This window comes from Mesorhizobium sp. M0293 (genome assembly GCF_040321735.1).
GTDB lineage: Bacteria > Pseudomonadota > Alphaproteobacteria > Rhizobiales > Rhizobiaceae > Mesorhizobium.
The window spans coordinates 1-13,804 of the sequence record NZ_JAMYSA010000138.1 but is presented as its reverse complement, the minus strand read 5'-3'; the positions used below and the strand labels follow the sequence as shown (position 1 = coordinate 13,804).

At 63.7% G+C, this 13,804-nt stretch carries 13 protein-coding genes and 1 pseudogene; 1 reads left to right on the top strand and 13 read right to left on the bottom strand.

Annotation, left to right across the window (positions count from 1 at the left end; all coding sequences use genetic code 11):
- Nucleotides 1-83: 83 nt before the first annotated feature.
- The 3 genes and pseudogenes from NKJ06_RS30870 to NKJ06_RS30860 form a co-directional block, all read right to left on the bottom strand.
- Nucleotides 84-191 (bottom strand): annotated as a pseudogene (locus NKJ06_RS30870) (antibiotic biosynthesis monooxygenase); the annotation flags it as partial.
- 160 nt (nucleotides 192-351) lie between these two features.
- Nucleotides 352-1,434 (bottom strand): acyltransferase family protein, encoded by a 1,083-nt coding sequence (locus NKJ06_RS30865; RefSeq protein ID WP_352634320.1) that lies wholly within the window; start codon nucleotides 1,432-1,434, stop codon nucleotides 352-354.
- Between the two features lie 128 nt (nucleotides 1,435-1,562).
- Nucleotides 1,563-3,470, bottom strand: a complete 1,908-nt coding sequence (locus tag NKJ06_RS30860; protein WP_352634322.1) for a propionyl-CoA synthetase — start codon at nucleotides 3,468-3,470, stop codon at nucleotides 1,563-1,565.
- A 135-nt stretch (nucleotides 3,471-3,605) separates the two neighbouring features.
- Between NKJ06_RS30860 and NKJ06_RS30855 the strand changes: the two genes are divergently transcribed.
- Nucleotides 3,606-4,451 carry a DUF2259 domain-containing protein gene (locus NKJ06_RS30855; RefSeq protein WP_352634323.1) on the top strand — a complete coding sequence of 282 codons (846 nt, stop codon included), beginning with the start codon at nucleotides 3,606-3,608 and terminating at the stop codon, nucleotides 4,449-4,451.
- Nucleotides 4,452-5,114: 663 nt separating this feature from the next.
- Here NKJ06_RS30855 and dhaK read toward each other — a convergent pair.
- The 10 genes from dhaK to NKJ06_RS30805 form a co-directional block, all read right to left on the bottom strand.
- A complete protein-coding gene (gene dhaK / locus NKJ06_RS30850; RefSeq protein ID WP_352634325.1) occupies nucleotides 5,115-6,101 on the bottom strand; it encodes a dihydroxyacetone kinase subunit DhaK in 987 nt (328 codons plus the stop codon).
- A gap of 36 nt (nucleotides 6,102-6,137) precedes the next feature.
- Nucleotides 6,138-6,560 (bottom strand): hypothetical protein, encoded by a 423-nt coding sequence (locus tag NKJ06_RS30845; RefSeq protein WP_352634327.1) that lies wholly within the window; start codon nucleotides 6,558-6,560, stop codon nucleotides 6,138-6,140.
- A gap of 11 nt (nucleotides 6,561-6,571) precedes the next feature.
- Nucleotides 6,572-8,158, bottom strand: coding sequence for a phosphoenolpyruvate--protein phosphotransferase (ptsP, locus tag NKJ06_RS30840; protein WP_352634329.1), 1,587 nt, complete (start codon nucleotides 8,156-8,158; stop codon nucleotides 6,572-6,574).
- Nucleotides 8,142-8,444 carry an HPr family phosphocarrier protein gene (locus NKJ06_RS30835; RefSeq protein ID WP_352634330.1) on the bottom strand — a complete coding sequence of 101 codons (303 nt, stop codon included), beginning with the start codon at nucleotides 8,442-8,444 and terminating at the stop codon, nucleotides 8,142-8,144. Before NKJ06_RS30835 ends, ptsP begins: the two co-directional genes overlap by 17 nt.
- A 17-nt stretch (nucleotides 8,445-8,461) precedes the next feature.
- Entirely contained in the window at nucleotides 8,462-8,851 is a 390-nt protein-coding gene (gene dhaM / locus NKJ06_RS30830) for a dihydroxyacetone kinase phosphoryl donor subunit DhaM (RefSeq protein ID WP_352634332.1), read from the bottom strand.
- Nucleotides 8,848-9,450, bottom strand: coding sequence for a dihydroxyacetone kinase subunit DhaL (gene dhaL, locus NKJ06_RS30825; protein ID WP_352811832.1), 603 nt, complete (start codon nucleotides 9,448-9,450; stop codon nucleotides 8,848-8,850). The genes dhaM and dhaL overlap by 4 nt, the downstream gene beginning before the upstream one ends.
- Before the next feature lie 72 nt (nucleotides 9,451-9,522).
- The gene (locus tag NKJ06_RS30820; protein ID WP_352811828.1) at nucleotides 9,523-11,166 is read right to left on the bottom strand and encodes a dihydroxyacetone kinase subunit DhaK; all 1,644 of its coding nucleotides are present in this window, start codon (nucleotides 11,164-11,166) and stop codon (nucleotides 9,523-9,525) included.
- Nucleotides 11,167-11,236: 70 nt separating this feature from the next.
- On the bottom strand, nucleotides 11,237-12,250 hold the full coding sequence (locus NKJ06_RS30815; protein ID WP_352634336.1) for an ABC transporter ATP-binding protein: 1,014 nt from the start codon (nucleotides 12,248-12,250) through the stop codon (nucleotides 11,237-11,239).
- Nucleotides 12,243-13,355, bottom strand: coding sequence for an ABC transporter ATP-binding protein (locus NKJ06_RS30810; RefSeq protein ID WP_352634338.1), 1,113 nt, complete (start codon nucleotides 13,353-13,355; stop codon nucleotides 12,243-12,245). Before NKJ06_RS30810 ends, NKJ06_RS30815 begins: the two co-directional genes overlap by 8 nt.
- 2 nt (nucleotides 13,356-13,357) lie before the next feature.
- Nucleotides 13,358-13,561 (bottom strand): hypothetical protein, encoded by a 204-nt coding sequence (locus tag NKJ06_RS30805; protein WP_352634340.1) that lies wholly within the window; start codon nucleotides 13,559-13,561, stop codon nucleotides 13,358-13,360.
- Nucleotides 13,562-13,804 lie beyond the last annotated feature (243 nt).

Here is a 13,804-nt window from a genome sequence, read left to right as displayed (position 1 = left end):
AGGGTTTTTTGTCCCTCTTGATCGCTCTCTTCCAACTCCGGCCCAAGCCGGTCGCCGCTTAGGGGCCGGATTGTTCACGGTCGACCGGGCTCGATTCGCACGGAGGCCTCGATCTCTTCGGCAAGCTGAGTTTTATAGCTGTCGATCTGCTCAGGATCGATTTCCAGTTCCGCCATCCTGACAATCAGCATCAATAGGTCTCTTGCTTTTTGTACCGGCCGCGAACCATCGGCGTCCTTTCCGGCTGAGTTTCAAACTGCCCCACGATCCAGGCCTCGGAATCCTGCGCTGGACAGCACGGTTCCTGGGCAAACTGGGCATGGCTAACCCCATTTGGTCAACAAGTCGCGGCTACGCGGCCTTGAGCCGATAGCGGAAGACGGTGTGGTCGAGCAGCAGCCGGATGCGTGGTTCGGCCTCCGTCGCCACCAGCCAGCTTGCCGCGATCATCGTCGCGCCAACGACCGCCATCGAGACGAGATGCGGCAGTCCCGCGCGGACCAGGACGCCGAGCAGGGCGGCGCCGACGACGTCGTGGATCAGGTAGAGCGGATAGGTCATCAGTCCGATCCGGCGCCAGCCGCTCCAGGACAGGTCGAGCCGCAGCGACCATGCCATCAGCGCGATGCCGACAAGGAAGATCAGGATCGGCGGCGCGAACGGCATCTCTCGCCCGACCTTCAGGATATGAACGTCGACCGAACTGGCTATCTGCAGCACGCCGCCGCCCAGGAACAGGGCGCAGAAGGCAAGGCGGGCGGCTGTCACCGCCTTGAAGCGCATCAGCCACAGCATGACGCCGGTCGCGAAGAAAACGCCATGGTGCACCAGAAGCAGGTCGAGCGTGCGTGTTTCGGCGAGATCGGACAAGCCGAGCGGGTAGTAGAGGCACCAGAACAGCGTGCTGGCCAGGCCGATGGCGATGGCCACCATTTCCATCAGATGGAAGCGGCCGAGCCGCAGCAGGATCCAGACGATTCCGTAGAAGGCGATCTCGATGCCGAGCGTCCAGTAGACGCTGTCCACCCATGGCGCGTAGGGGGCGAACAGGCCGGTGCGGACGAGCCGGATGACAGCATCGGTCGGCCAACTGAGGCCGATGGTCAGAAGCACCACCGCGGTGATTGGCGCGCAGATCCACACCGCCGGCGCCAGCCGCTTCACCCTTGCCTCGAAGAACCGCAGCGGCGTCGATGTCTCGGCGCTGAAGGCGATGACGAAGCCGCTGATGACGAAGAAGATCTGGACGCCGACCCAGCCGGATTCGACCCAGGCGCCTATTGCCGGCTGCGGGGGAACGCCGCCCGTGGCGCGCGCCGAAACGCCGTCCGGATACGCCCACACCCAGAAGCCATAGTGGTAGACCATGACCATGACGGCGGCGAGAAACCGCAGGATGTCGACGCCGCCAAATGTGATCTTCTTTTGAGCCATACCGTCCCGCCGGATGGCCCCCCAGTACGGACCTTAAGGCGCGTTGCTGCGTTGCACAATAAGAGATTGGATGCAGCAAGTAAGACATTTGCTTCAGCGCCGGCGCTGCCATACGCGATTGGCAGCCGCTAAATCCCGATCCCCCGCGCCTTCAGCGCAACTGCGATCTCGTCGAGGATGACCGGGTCGTCGATCGTCGCCGGCATCGCCCATTCTTCCTTGTCGGCGATCTTTTGCATGGTGCCGCGCAGGATCTTGCCGGAGCGTGTCTTGGGCAGGCGCTTGATCGTCACCACCGTCTTGAAGGCGGCGACCGGGCCGATGCGTTCGCGCACCAAGCCGACCACCTCGTTCTCGATCAGGCCGATATCGCGCGTTACCCCCGCATTCAGCACCACGAAGCCGAGCGGGACCTGCCCTTTCATCGCGTCGGCAATGCCGATAACCGCGCATTCGGCGACATCGGGATGGGCCGAAAGCACCTCCTCCATGGCGCCGGTCGACAGCCGGTGGCCGGCGACATTGATGATGTCGTCGGTGCGGGCCATGACGTAGAGATAGCCGTCCTCGTCGACCATGCCGGCATCCGCCGTCTTGTAGAAGCCGGGGAATTCGTCGAGATAGGCTTGGCGGAACCGATCATCGGCGTTCCACAGCGTCGGCAGGCAGCCGGCCGGCAGCGGCAGCTTGACCACCACATTGCCCAGCGTGCCGCGCTTCACCTCATGGCCACCATCGTCGAGCACGCGGATGTCGTAGCCGGGCATCGGCACGCCGGGCGAGCCGTATTTCACCGGCAACAGGCCGAGGCCGGCGGGATTGATCGTCATCGGCGAGCCGGTCTCGGTCTGCCACCAATGGTCGACCACCGGCACGTTCAGCTTCTGCTCCGCCCATTTGATGGTTTCCGGGTCGGCGCGCTCGCCGGCAAGGAACAGCGTGCGGAATTTCGACAGATCGTATTTCGCAATGAATTCGCCCTTCGGGTCCTGCCCCTTGATGGCGCGAAACGCGGTCGGCGCGGTGAAAAGTGCTACGACGTCATGCTCCGCTATCACCCGCCAGTAGGTGCCGGCATCGGGTGTGCCGACAGGCTTGCCTTCGAACAGGATGCTGGTGCAGCCATGCAGCAGCGGCCCGTAGACGATGTAGGAATGGCCGACCACCCAGCCGACATCGGATGCCGCCCAGAACACCTCGCCCGGCTTGACGCCGAATTCGTTTTCCATCGTCCATTTCAGCGCGACCATATGGCCGCCATTGTCGCGTACGATGCCCTTGGGCTGACCGGTCGTGCCCGAGGTATAGATGATGTAGAGCGGATCGGTGGCAAGCACCGGCACGCAATCGACATTGGCGCCGGCCGCCCGTTCGCGGGCGACGGCATCGGCGTAGTCGATGTCGAAATGCTCCTTCAACTCGCAGCGCAACTGGTCGCGCTGCAGGATCAGGCAGGCATCCGGCTTGTGGCGGGAGATCTCGATCGCCTTGTCGAGCAGCGGCTTGTAGGCGATGACGCGGCCCGGCTCGAGGCCACAGGATGCCGAAATGATCAGCTTCGGCCTGGCGTCGTCGATGCGGGTGGCAAGCTCATGCGAGGCAAAACCGCCGAAGACCACCGAATGCACGGCGCCGATGCGGGCGCAGGCCAGCATGGCGATGGCCGCCTCGGCCACCATCGGCATGTAGATGATGACGCGGTCGCCCTTGCCGATGCCGCGGTTCTTCAGCACCGAGGTGAGTGCAACCACCTCGCGCTTGAGTTCGGCATAGGTGAACTTCTTGACGGTACCGGTGATGGCGCTGTCATGGATCAGCGCGATCTGGTCGGCGCGTCCGCCCGCGACGTGGCGGTCGATGGCGTTGTAGCATGTGTTGCAGGTGGCGCCGGTGAACCATCGGCCATAGACGCCGGCCGTGGCATCGAACACCTTGTCATAGGGCGAATACCAGTCGATGGCGCCGGCCGCGTCCGCCCAGAATTGTTCCGGGTCGCGTTTCCAGCCGTCATAAACCTCGTGATAGCGTGAAGCCATCCGGTTCCTCCCAGGAATGATTTTCTGCCCTCCAGATAGCGCGCTCTAACCTTGGCCGCAAATGCACGCCATTGTGCTGCAAATGCACGCCATTGTGCTAATGACATTGAGCTGGGCACTTGGGGGCAAGCTGCTATGAAATTGCGATACGGGATTGGCGCAGCGGTGTTTGCCGGGCGATCCTTGCTTCCGTCCTTCCTGGGTGTCGTGCTCGCGATCTCCACCGGAACCGCTCAGGCAGGCGATGCGGCGGCACGACGTATCCTCGGCTTTTCGCCCGACGGTGCTTATTTCGCCTTCGAGCAATATGGAACGCTCGACGCCGGCGCCTCGGACTCCGGCTGGTCGGAGATCGACATCATCGACACGCGCACCGATGAATTCGTCGGCGGCAAGCCGATCCTCGTCGTCGACGAGTCAGAGGAGGCGATTTTGACCCTGGAGCAGGCGAGGGCGCAGGCCGCCGCACAGGCCGCGCCCGTTCTTGCCAGATATGCCATCGCATCGCAGGGCGAGCAGACAGCTTCCGACAAGTTCACCTTTCCGGGCGAAATGGTTGCCTACAACGACATTCCCCGCCTCGAACAGGTGTCGCAGAAATGGCTTTCGCCGCTCTATGACGAAACGGGCATTTCGATCGTCCAGCTTGACGAGATCCTGGCGGCCAGCGCGAGCGATTGTTCGGCGAGTTTCGCTGCGACGCAGCAAGGCGACCAGGCACTTCAAGGTGAAAGGGCGGGCAAGGCGCTCGGCTTCCGGCTGACGCTGCAAGGGCAGGACGGCAAGCCGTTCAAGATCCTGCACGAGGACAAGTCCGTGCCGGGCTCAAGAAACTGCCCGACCTCCTACAGCCTGTCGGAATCCTATAAATTCACCCCGGCCGGCAAGCCGGCGGTGATCGTCGTGCTGGTGCAGCGTTTCAGCCAGGGTTTCGAAGGGCGCGATCGCCGCTTCCTTGCCGTGACCGGGCAGCCGCGCTGACACGACCACGGCCCAAAGTTGCCCTGTCGATGACTATTGATTGTTCTAGATCGGCAAGGCCACAAGCATGAGGCCAATGCCGCCAGCGATCAAAATAGCTGTCGCCAGCGCTTTTCTGTGACGTTCGAAGCTCGTCGGAGCCCGCTCCCAATTGTAACGCATACGCTATCTCCCCAAGACCCAGGCAGGTTTTACCTTACTCTAGGGAAGAAAAGCAACGGCCGAGCGGTCGGTTCCCTTGCTTGTCGCCTCGCGCTGGCGACTATTTCTGGGGCGATTCCGGCCGGGAACAGGCTGCGGATGCGATTTTGCGACCGGGAGGATTTGTCAAAAGGCAAACAGCGCGTGCCGCCCGCCGGCGGGGAGTTCGAGGTCGACAAGGGGACGCTCGATCAGGACATGGCGGCACTGGCCACGGAGATACGCGCTGATGGCCGACGGTCCGCTCCTGCACGCTTTGTTTCGCTGTCATCTTTGGACAGCGCAAAGGGCCGTCAGGGACTTTGCTAGCAAATTGTCGGCGTCGACAGCCGGCGCTTCCGGATCGGCGTAGCGCAGCAGCAGCTGTTCTTCGGCAGGTGTAAGGGGCGGCAGCATCAACCCGGACAATGTTGCGGATCAAAGGGAGAAGATGGTCGCAGAAAAGCATGGCGGAAGCCAGGGCTACATGCCCCAGCGTAGCGCCGCCGTGTGTACAGGCGCGTCCCAGAATGCGGTCGTCTCGTCGTCGAGTATGGTGAGTGTGATCGAGCAGCCGGCCATGTCGAGCGAGGTGACGTAGGAGCCGACCAGCGAGCGGGTCACCGTCACGCCATGCGTCTCGAAAATCGCCCGCGCGCTGTTGTACATCAGATAGAGTTCCATCAGCGGCGTGCCGCCGAAGCCGTTGACGAACAGCAGCGCCGGGCCTTTCGCCCTGTCGCCGAGATCGCCCAGGATCGCGGCACAAATCTCCTGCGCGATAGCATCGGCGCTTTTCAACGTGTCGCGCCGGCGGCCGGGCTCGCCATGGATGCCGACGCCAAATTCCATCTCACCGTCGCCGATGTCGAAAGTCGGCTTGCCCGCCGCCGGCACCGTGCAACTGGTCAGCGCCACGCCCATCGAGCGGGTGGCGGCGTTGACGCGGTCGCCCAGCGCCTTCAGTGGCGCCAGCGCCAGGCCATGCTCGGCTGCCGCGCCGACGATTTTTTCCACCACCAGCGTGCCGGCGACGCCGCGCCGGCCCGTCGTATGAGAAGAATTCTCGACGGCGACATCGTCATTGGTCACGATCTGCTGGATGCCTTCCGACATCTCGGCCGCCATGTCGAAATTCATCACGTCGCCCTCATAGTTCTTGACGATGAACAGGCAGCCGGCGCCGGTGTCGACGGCTTCCCCCGCTGCCAGCATCTGGTCCGGTGTCGGCGAGGTGAACACCTGGCCGGGGCAGGCGGCGTCCAGCATGCCGTGACCGACAAAGCCGCCATGCAGCGGCTCGTGACCGGAGCCGCCGCCGGAGATCAGCGCCACCTTGCCCGACCGCAAGGTCTTGCGGCGGATGAATTTGTGCTCGTCGCCAAGCACCAGGATGTCGGCATGGGCGGCCACGAACCCGTCAAGGCTTTCGGTCAGCACCGTGTCCACCGAATTCATGAATTTCTTCACGGCCGTCTCCTCCCGAAATAGGCCAGATAGAAACGATCAGCCACCCTTGCCGGTGATGCTGGTGATCTTCTGGATGAAGTCGTTCACCGCCCTGTCGAGCGCTGCATTCTGCTTGTCGTCGCCGAAATCCGGCACGATCAACGAAACATGCCGCGTCTTCCGCATCCCTGCGGCGACGGACATTTTGCCGGGATGCGCCTGATGGTAGGCGGCGAGAAACTGGTCACGCTCGGCCGGACTGAAATGGCAGACGGAGAAAATAGCCGGCAAATGTTTTGACGGAATCGGGATCGAATAGGTGGGGCTGGAAATCTGCGTGACGAAACTGCGATGTTTGCCGAGCGCGTCGGCGAGGCGCTGACGCATACCGGACGGGCGCTGGTCGATGACGTGCGACAGGATCGTCTTGTAGGCGCGGATCGCCTCTTCGGAACCGGGTTCGGGTGTCCTGTCGACCATGCCAGCCGCGCCTAGACCGAAATATCAGCTATGGCCGCCTTGGCCATGGCGAGTTGCGCCGGAGCGACGGAAAGGTCGCGCAGGCCGGCTTCGAGCAGTGACGGGATCGAGGCGGGATCGCCGCCGGCATCGCCGCACAGGCTGACCGGGATTTCTTCACGCAGGCCAAACGCGGAGACGGCAGCGATCAGCCGCAGCACAGCCGGATGACGGACGGAATTGAGATGTGCCACGGCGGCGTTGTCGCGGGCCGCCGCCATGACGTATTGGGTGAGATCGTTGGAGCCGATCGAGAAGAAGGCGGCTTCGGTAAAGGCTTCCGGCACGATCGCGACGGAAGGCACCTCGACCATGATGCCGAGTGGAGGCATCTTGTGTGCGACGCCGCGAGCGGCAAGTGCAGTCTGTTCTTCGGCGAACATCGCCGCTGCCTGCCGGTATTCCTCTACAATGGCGATCATCGGGAACATCACTTTCAGGCTGCCGTGCACGGCGGCGCGCAACAGCGCCCGGATCTGTACACGAAACACCTCCGGTCTTGCCAGCGACAGCCTGATGCCGCGCAGGCCGAGGAAAGGGTTGCTCTCCTCGACGGTGAAGCCCGGAACCGGCTTGTCGCCCCCGGCATCGACAGTACGGATCGTCACCGGCTTTTCGCCGGCCCACTCCAGCACCTTGCGGTAGGCGCGATATTGCGTCTCCTCATCCGGAAGCGTCTTGCCGAACAGGAATTCGGTGCGCATCAGGCCGACACCGTCGCAAGTGACGATATCGATGCTGTCGACTTCGGACGGGTCGGTGATGTTGACCTGCACGCGAACGGGCGTGCCGGCCTTGGTGACTGCCGGCCGCGCCAGGAAAGTCCCGGCTTGGTCCCGGCGTGCTGAGAACGACGACGACGATTGGCGAAAGGCAGCTATTTCAGCCTTGGAGGGCGACAGCACGATGCTGCCATGTTCGGCGTCGAGCAAGGCGATGCCGGCAAGATTGGCCGGTGAGCTGCCAAGACCCACAACCATAGGCACGCCGCGCGAACGCGCCAGCATGGCGACGTGGCTGGCGGTGCTGCCTGCCCTCAGCGCGATGCCGCCGCCGCTGCTCCAGTCGGTTTCGAGAAAACGCGTCGGTGCGATGTCTTCACCATAGAGGATGGCGCCGGCTGGCACCTTGACGTTATCATCCTCGGTCAGCGCCCGCAGCACCTGGTCCCTGATGTCGCGTATGTCGGCGGCACGTGCGCGGAAATAGTCCTGGTCGGAAGCATCGTAGCCGGCGATTTCGGTGTCGAGCGCCTGCCGCCAGGCTTGATCAGCCGGCTGGCCGGCGCAGATAGCGGCAAAGGCCGGGCTGCTCAGCGCATCATCTTCCAGCATGGCGATCTGGAATTCGAGCATGTCGGCCGCAGCGCTCTCAGCTGCCTCGATCAATGCGGTGAGACGAGCCGCCGCAATGGCGATTGCAGTCTCAAGCGCGGCCCTCTCGTCGTCGGCTGTATCTTTGCCGACATACGATACGATAGTCTGGTCGAGATCGAACAGCGGCCCTTCGGCATAGCCGGCCGAGGCCGAAATGCCTTGCAGCCTAAGCGGTTCGGACATGGTCCGTGCCTTCGTCGAAATCGCGGCGCACCAGCTCGACCAGCGCGTCAACGGCATCATCGGCGCCGTCGCCACTGGCCCTGATATGCAGCACCGTACCCTTCGGCGCCTTGGTCGCCATTACCTTAACGATGCTCTTGGCGTCGAACCATGGCCCGTTGGCGGCCAGCGCTATTTCCACCTCTGCGGCAAAAGTCTTGGCCAGCTTGGTGAACTTCACCGAAGGGCGCGCGTGCAGGCCCACCTCGTGGGTGATCACAACGGTCGCTTCGGCGGATGCGGACATGTCTTCAAGCTTCCCGTTCACGACGGCGACAATTCATGCGCCGTCGCCACCACTTCTTTCAGCGAGGCGCCGCCGGAAGATTCGGTCGCCGCCATCACCGCGCCTTCGACGATCGGAGCATTGCACACGATGATCTTTTGCGACCGTGGCTCGCCGATCATCTCCACCGCCATTTCACTGTTGGTCTCAGCGCCGCCGAGATCGACCAGGATGGCGACGCCGGCTTCCGACCAGGCCTTGTCGATAGCTCCCATGATCGCCTCGACATTGGTGCCGAGCCCCCCATGGCCGTTTCCGCCGCACCATGCAAGCGGCACTTCGTCACCCACCATCTGCCGCACCATGTCGGCCGTGCCCTCGGCAATGAGCGGCGAATGCGAGACGATGACGATACCGACATTGCTCATGCGCTTTTTCCGATGGTTTGCGCCACAGTGCGCACCAGCAGCGCGGTTGAGCGCGCGCCGGGATCCATGTGGCCGATCGAGCGGTCGCCGAGGAACGAGGCGCGGCCGCGCAAGGCCTTCATCGGCATGGTCGCATCGGCCGCAGCGTCGGCGATATTGGCGATTTCCGGCGCCGTCTTTCCCCGCAGCAATGCGTCATGCACCGGCTGCAGCACGTCGAGCATTGTCTTCTGCCCGACCTGCGATTTGCCACGCGCGGCCACCGCTTCGATGGCCTTGCCGAAAGCCGCCGTCAGATCGGCGCGATCGGGCTCCGTCGAAATCTCCTTGCCGAGCGCCATGAACAAGGTGCCGAACAGCGGACCGGAGGCGCCACCGATCGTCATCACCAGCTTGGTGCCGATCGCCTTCAGCGCCTCGGGCAGCGATTTGGCGGCAAACGCCTCGGCATCGGCCCGCACAGCCTCGAAGCCTCGCTTCATGTTCAGCCCATGGTCACCGTCGCCGATCGCCTGGTCGAGCGCCGTCAACTCTTCGGCATGCGCGCCAATCGTATCCGCTGCGGCCGCGATCAGCTCGGCAAGGTTGAACGCCGCCATGTCACCTGCGTTCCCGGTTTCCATCTTGCCGGCAGTATCGAAAGAACGCTCATTCGACAACTGAAGCATGTTTCAGGCCGCTTCATGCAGCGCGGCGGCGGCCGCGAAGACTTCAGCCATCGCATAGGCGCCGGGGTCGACCACGCCTTGCAGCTTGCTGCCGACATAGGCAGACCGACCGGCCTTCGCCCTGTCCATGGCGGCCGTAGCCTCGGCACCGAGTCGTGCCGCTGTTACCGCTTCGTCAAGACCACTGGCGGCGAGCGCTTTCAGCGCTGGTTCCAAGGCATCGACCATCGTGCGATCCCCCATCTTGGCGCCGCCATAAAACGTCATCCGTTCGAGGCCGGCAAGCAGCGCCTTGGCTAGGTTCGCGCCGCCGTCCTGAGCCTGCGCCGCCGCGGTGAAGAAGATCGACAGCAGCACGCCGCTGGAGCCGCCCATGGACGCGCTCAGAGTGTCGCCTATTGCGCCAAGGGTCGCCGCAGGTTCGGCAAGCGGCAGCGTATCAAGCCGCTCCAGCACACTGCGCGCACCGGTCGCCACCGTCGAGCCGGTGTCGCCGTCGCCTGCCTTGGCGTCCAGTCCGTTCAAGGTAGCTTCGAGCGCGATCAGCCTTTCGCAGATGGCGACGACAAGGCGCCTGGTGCGTGCATCCTGGCTGGGCTTGCGTGTCGCGCTCTGTCCGGCCGCTCTCGCCATCGGCACGACGGCAGGCTGCACAACAGGCTTCGCCGGCATCCAGGCCTGTGGTCCGACCGGCGCCAGCCAGGCTGTCTCGCGCGCTGCGTCGAGCCGGATTAGCGACAGCGAGAAGCCGTTCAGGTTGCGCGCGGTCATAAGCGGGCCGGGGCCGATCGTCAGCTTGATGGTTCTGCGCAGCGGCGAGGCCAGCACCGCGTTGGCGATAACAGACATTTCGAGCGGTGGCACGGAGCCAAGATTGTTGATCAGCAAGGCGTAGGTGGCCTGGGGATCGAGCCGCACCGCAAGACGCTCACCCATGATCGCGACCAGCCTGTCGGCGCTTTGCACGGCAATCCGCTCCACACCCGGCTCGCCATGGATGCCGAGGCCGAGCTCGCCGTCATTTTCACCGAACCTGTCCTCGTGCGGCTGGCCGGGGATCGAACACGACGAAAGCGACATGCCGAGCGAAACGATGTCCTTCGCCGCCGCGCGAGCGACTGCCGCAACGGAGGCCAGGTCATGACCGGCTTCCGACAGATGGCCAGCGATCTTGTGCACGAACAAGGTGCCGGCAACGCCGCGCGGCTGGGTGATGTCAGGCAAAGCGATGTCGTCGGCGACGATCACCATCTCGACGCGAAACCCTTCGGCGCGCGCCTTCTCGGCCGCCAGGCCGAAATTGAGACGGTCGCCGGTATAGTTCTTGACGATCAGCAGGCAGCCTGCCGGACCGGTGACCGCGCGGATGGCCGCCAGCACCGCCTCGACGCTCGGTGAGGCAAAGATCTCACCCGAGACCGCCGCCGTCAGCATGCCCTTGCCGACAAAGCCGGCATGCGAGGGTTCGTGCCCGGCGCCGCCGCCAGAGACGATGCTGACTTTCGTCCTGTCCCAGTCGGCACGCAGGACGACCTTGATCTCGGGATAGCCGTCGAGACGTGCGAGATCGCCTGATCCAATGGTCCGCAACAGGCCGTCCAGCGCCTCGGTGACGATCGTTTCCCTGCGGTTGAAAAAGTGCTTCATCGAATTCGTCCCGTATTAGCAAAGTCAAAAACCGGCGCTAAGCCGCTGGCAGGCAACACCGAAAACCGTTTCACATAAGCCTTTGTCCGTCGGCGCCAAAATACAGCGGCGACCGGTAGCGGATCACCACTTTGTCGCCTTGCGCCAGATCCGTGTCGGGATCGGTCAACGTTACCAGCTTCTTCGGCCCCACCGTCACATGCAGGTGGTTCTGGTCGCCGAGATGCTCGACCCAGTCGACCACGCCGTCGGCATGGCCATTGGTTGCCTTTTCGATCGTCAGATGTTCGGTGCGCGCGCCGATCGTCTTGGTTCCGGTCGGTGCGCCGCTGTCAGGCAGCAGCCCGGTCGGCAGAAGATTGATCGCCGGCTGGCCGAGTCTTGCCGCGACATGCAGGTTAGCCGGCTCAGAGTAGATCGTCCGCGGAGAACCGATCTGCACCAGATCGCCGTCGGCAAGGATGCCGATGCGATCGGCCATGGTCATCGCCTCGATCTGGTCATGCGTGACGTAGAGCATGGTGGCGCCAAGCTCGGTCTGGATGCGCTTGAGCTCAAGCCTGAGGTCCCCGCGCAGCTTGGCGTCGAGCGACGACAGCGGCTCGTCCATCAGATAGATCGAGGGCTTGCGCACCAGTGCGCGGCCGATGGCGACGCGCTGCATTTCGCCGCCCGAAAGCTTGGTCGAACGGTTGGCGAGCTTGTGATGGATGCGCACCATCTTCGCCACCTCCTCGACCCGCCGGCGGATCTGGTCCTCCGGCATCTTTCGCGCCGGCGAGCGCAGCGGGAAGGCGAGGTTGTCGAACACCGACAGATGCGGATAGAGCGAATATTGCTGGAAGACGAAGGCGGTGTCGCGCTCGGCCGGCGACAGTGTCGTGGCGTTGTGTCCGCCGATTTCGATCGTGCCGGAATCCGGCCGTTCCAACCCGGCGATCAGCCGCAGCGTCGTCGTCTTGCCAGCCCCGGTCGGCCCGAGCAGCACGACGAATTCACCATCTGATATATGCAGGTCGAGGCCGTTGACGGCGGCATGATCGCCAAAACTCTTGGTCACGTTCCTGATGTGCACGTCAGCCATGACGGGCCCTCCGCTCAGAGGCCACATCGTGGACCGCGGTTCTCACCGCGCGGCCGGATCCTTTCTCGAACAGCGACAGCCGCGCGCTGCTCAGCGTCAGGCCGACATGATCGCCGGTGGAGAGGCGGATTTCGGCCGGCACGCGTGCCTTGATGATGCCGTCCGCCGTCTCCACCGCGACGATCTGCGTTGTGCCGAGATATTCGGTGCCGTAAATGGCGCCGCGCAACTTGGAGGCATCGTCGAAGCGGATGTGTTCGGGCCTGATACCGAGCGCCATGTCGCTAGGTGCGATATCTTCGCGCACCTCAGGCACCGCGACCTTGGCGCCCTGCACGACGATCTCCTTCGCGCCCTTGGCGAGCCCGCCGCCAAATCCCAAAAAGTTCATCGGCGGCGAGCCGATGAAGTCGGCGACGAACATGGTCGCCGGGCGGTCGTAGATTTCGCGTGGGCTTCCGAACTGTTCGATGACGCCATGGTTCATCACGGCGATCTTGTCGGCCATCGACATCGCCTCCATCTGGTCGTGGGTGACATAGACCGTGGTGGCGTGGATGCGGTTGTGCAGTTCGCGCAGTTCATGGACCATCAAATCGCGGAATTCAGTATCAAGGGTCCCCAGCGGCTCATCCATCAGGAAGCACTTTGGCCGCCGCACGATGGCGCGGCCAAGCGCCACGCGCTGACGGTCGCCGCCGGCAAGGCCGGAGACGGATTTGTTGAGCAGATGGTCGATGCGCAGCAGTTTTGCCGTCTCCTCGACCCGCGTGCGGATTTCGGCCGACGGCATGCCTTGCGCCAGGAGCGGGAAGCCGATGTTCTTGCGCACGTTCATATGCGGATAGAGCGCGAACAGCTGGAAGACGAAGGCGATGTCACGCTCGCGGGCCCGCAGCATGGTGACGTCGTCGCCGCCAAGCAGTATCTGGCCGCCCGTCGGCAGCTCAAGTCCGGCGATCATGCGCAAGGTCGTCGTCTTGCCGCAGCCCGACGGCCCGAGCATGACGAAGAACTCGCCATCCTCGACGACGAAGTTGGAATCCTGCACGGCGACGAAATCGCCGAAGGCCTTTCTCAGGTGCTGGACGCGAATTTCGGCCATGATTATTCCGGAAATTTCGAGACGACGATGAACATTACGGTGCCGGCGAGCATGGTGATGAAGGAGTAGGTGTAGAGCGACAGCGCGAAGGGCTGGAACAGCATCAGGAAGCCGATGGCGATCAACGCCGTCGCGATGTTCTCCATCAGCCCGCGCCTGGCCCAGCGAGGCCATGATGATTTCCTGGAGATGGCGGCGCGCGTCATACGTAGCCTTCCTTTTCCACGTCCAAAGGGAGAGATGGCTGCCAGGTGGTTCCCCCACTCCGTCGCTGCTTCGCAGCGCCACCTCTCCCCCCTCCGGAGGGAGAGGAAGGGAGCCTGGCTGAATTAGGTTCGCGCCCTTCCTCTACCCCGTCGATCGGGGGAGAGGTGTCGGGGGGAGCCGGCCGGGCGGGGGGGGGGCCCGGGGGGGGGGCGCGCGATACATGTGCCCCCGGGCCGATCGCG

Coding starts and splice junctions, on each gene's coding strand:
- NKJ06_RS30865 (WP_352634320.1), bottom strand. CDS start 1,434: ATGGCTCAAAAGAAGATCACATTTGGCGGCGTCGACATCCTGCGGTTT.
- NKJ06_RS30860 (WP_352634322.1), bottom strand. CDS start 3,470: ATGGCTTCACGCTATCACGAGGTTTATGACGGCTGGAAACGCGACCCG.
- NKJ06_RS30855 (WP_352634323.1), top strand. CDS start 3,606: ATGAAATTGCGATACGGGATTGGCGCAGCGGTGTTTGCCGGGCGATCC.
- NKJ06_RS30845 (WP_352634327.1), bottom strand. CDS start 6,560: ATGGTCGACAGGACACCCGAACCCGGTTCCGAAGAGGCGATCCGCGCC.
- ptsP (WP_352634329.1), bottom strand. CDS start 8,158: ATGTCCGAACCGCTTAGGCTGCAAGGCATTTCGGCCTCGGCCGGCTAT.
- NKJ06_RS30835 (WP_352634330.1), bottom strand. CDS start 8,444: ATGTCCGCATCCGCCGAAGCGACCGTTGTGATCACCCACGAGGTGGGC.
- dhaM (WP_352634332.1), bottom strand. CDS start 8,851: ATGAGCAATGTCGGTATCGTCATCGTCTCGCATTCGCCGCTCATTGCC.
- dhaL (WP_352811832.1), bottom strand. CDS start 9,450: ATGGCGGCGTTCAACCTTGCCGAGCTGATCGCGGCCGCAGCGGATACG.
- NKJ06_RS30820 (WP_352811828.1), bottom strand. CDS start 11,166: ATGAAGCACTTTTTCAACCGCAGGGAAACGATCGTCACCGAGGCGCTG.
- NKJ06_RS30815 (WP_352634336.1), bottom strand. CDS start 12,250: ATGGCTGACGTGCACATCAGGAACGTGACCAAGAGTTTTGGCGATCAT.
- NKJ06_RS30810 (WP_352634338.1), bottom strand. CDS start 13,355: ATGGCCGAAATTCGCGTCCAGCACCTGAGAAAGGCCTTCGGCGATTTC.
- NKJ06_RS30805 (WP_352634340.1), bottom strand. CDS start 13,561: ATGACGCGCGCCGCCATCTCCAGGAAATCATCATGGCCTCGCTGGGCC.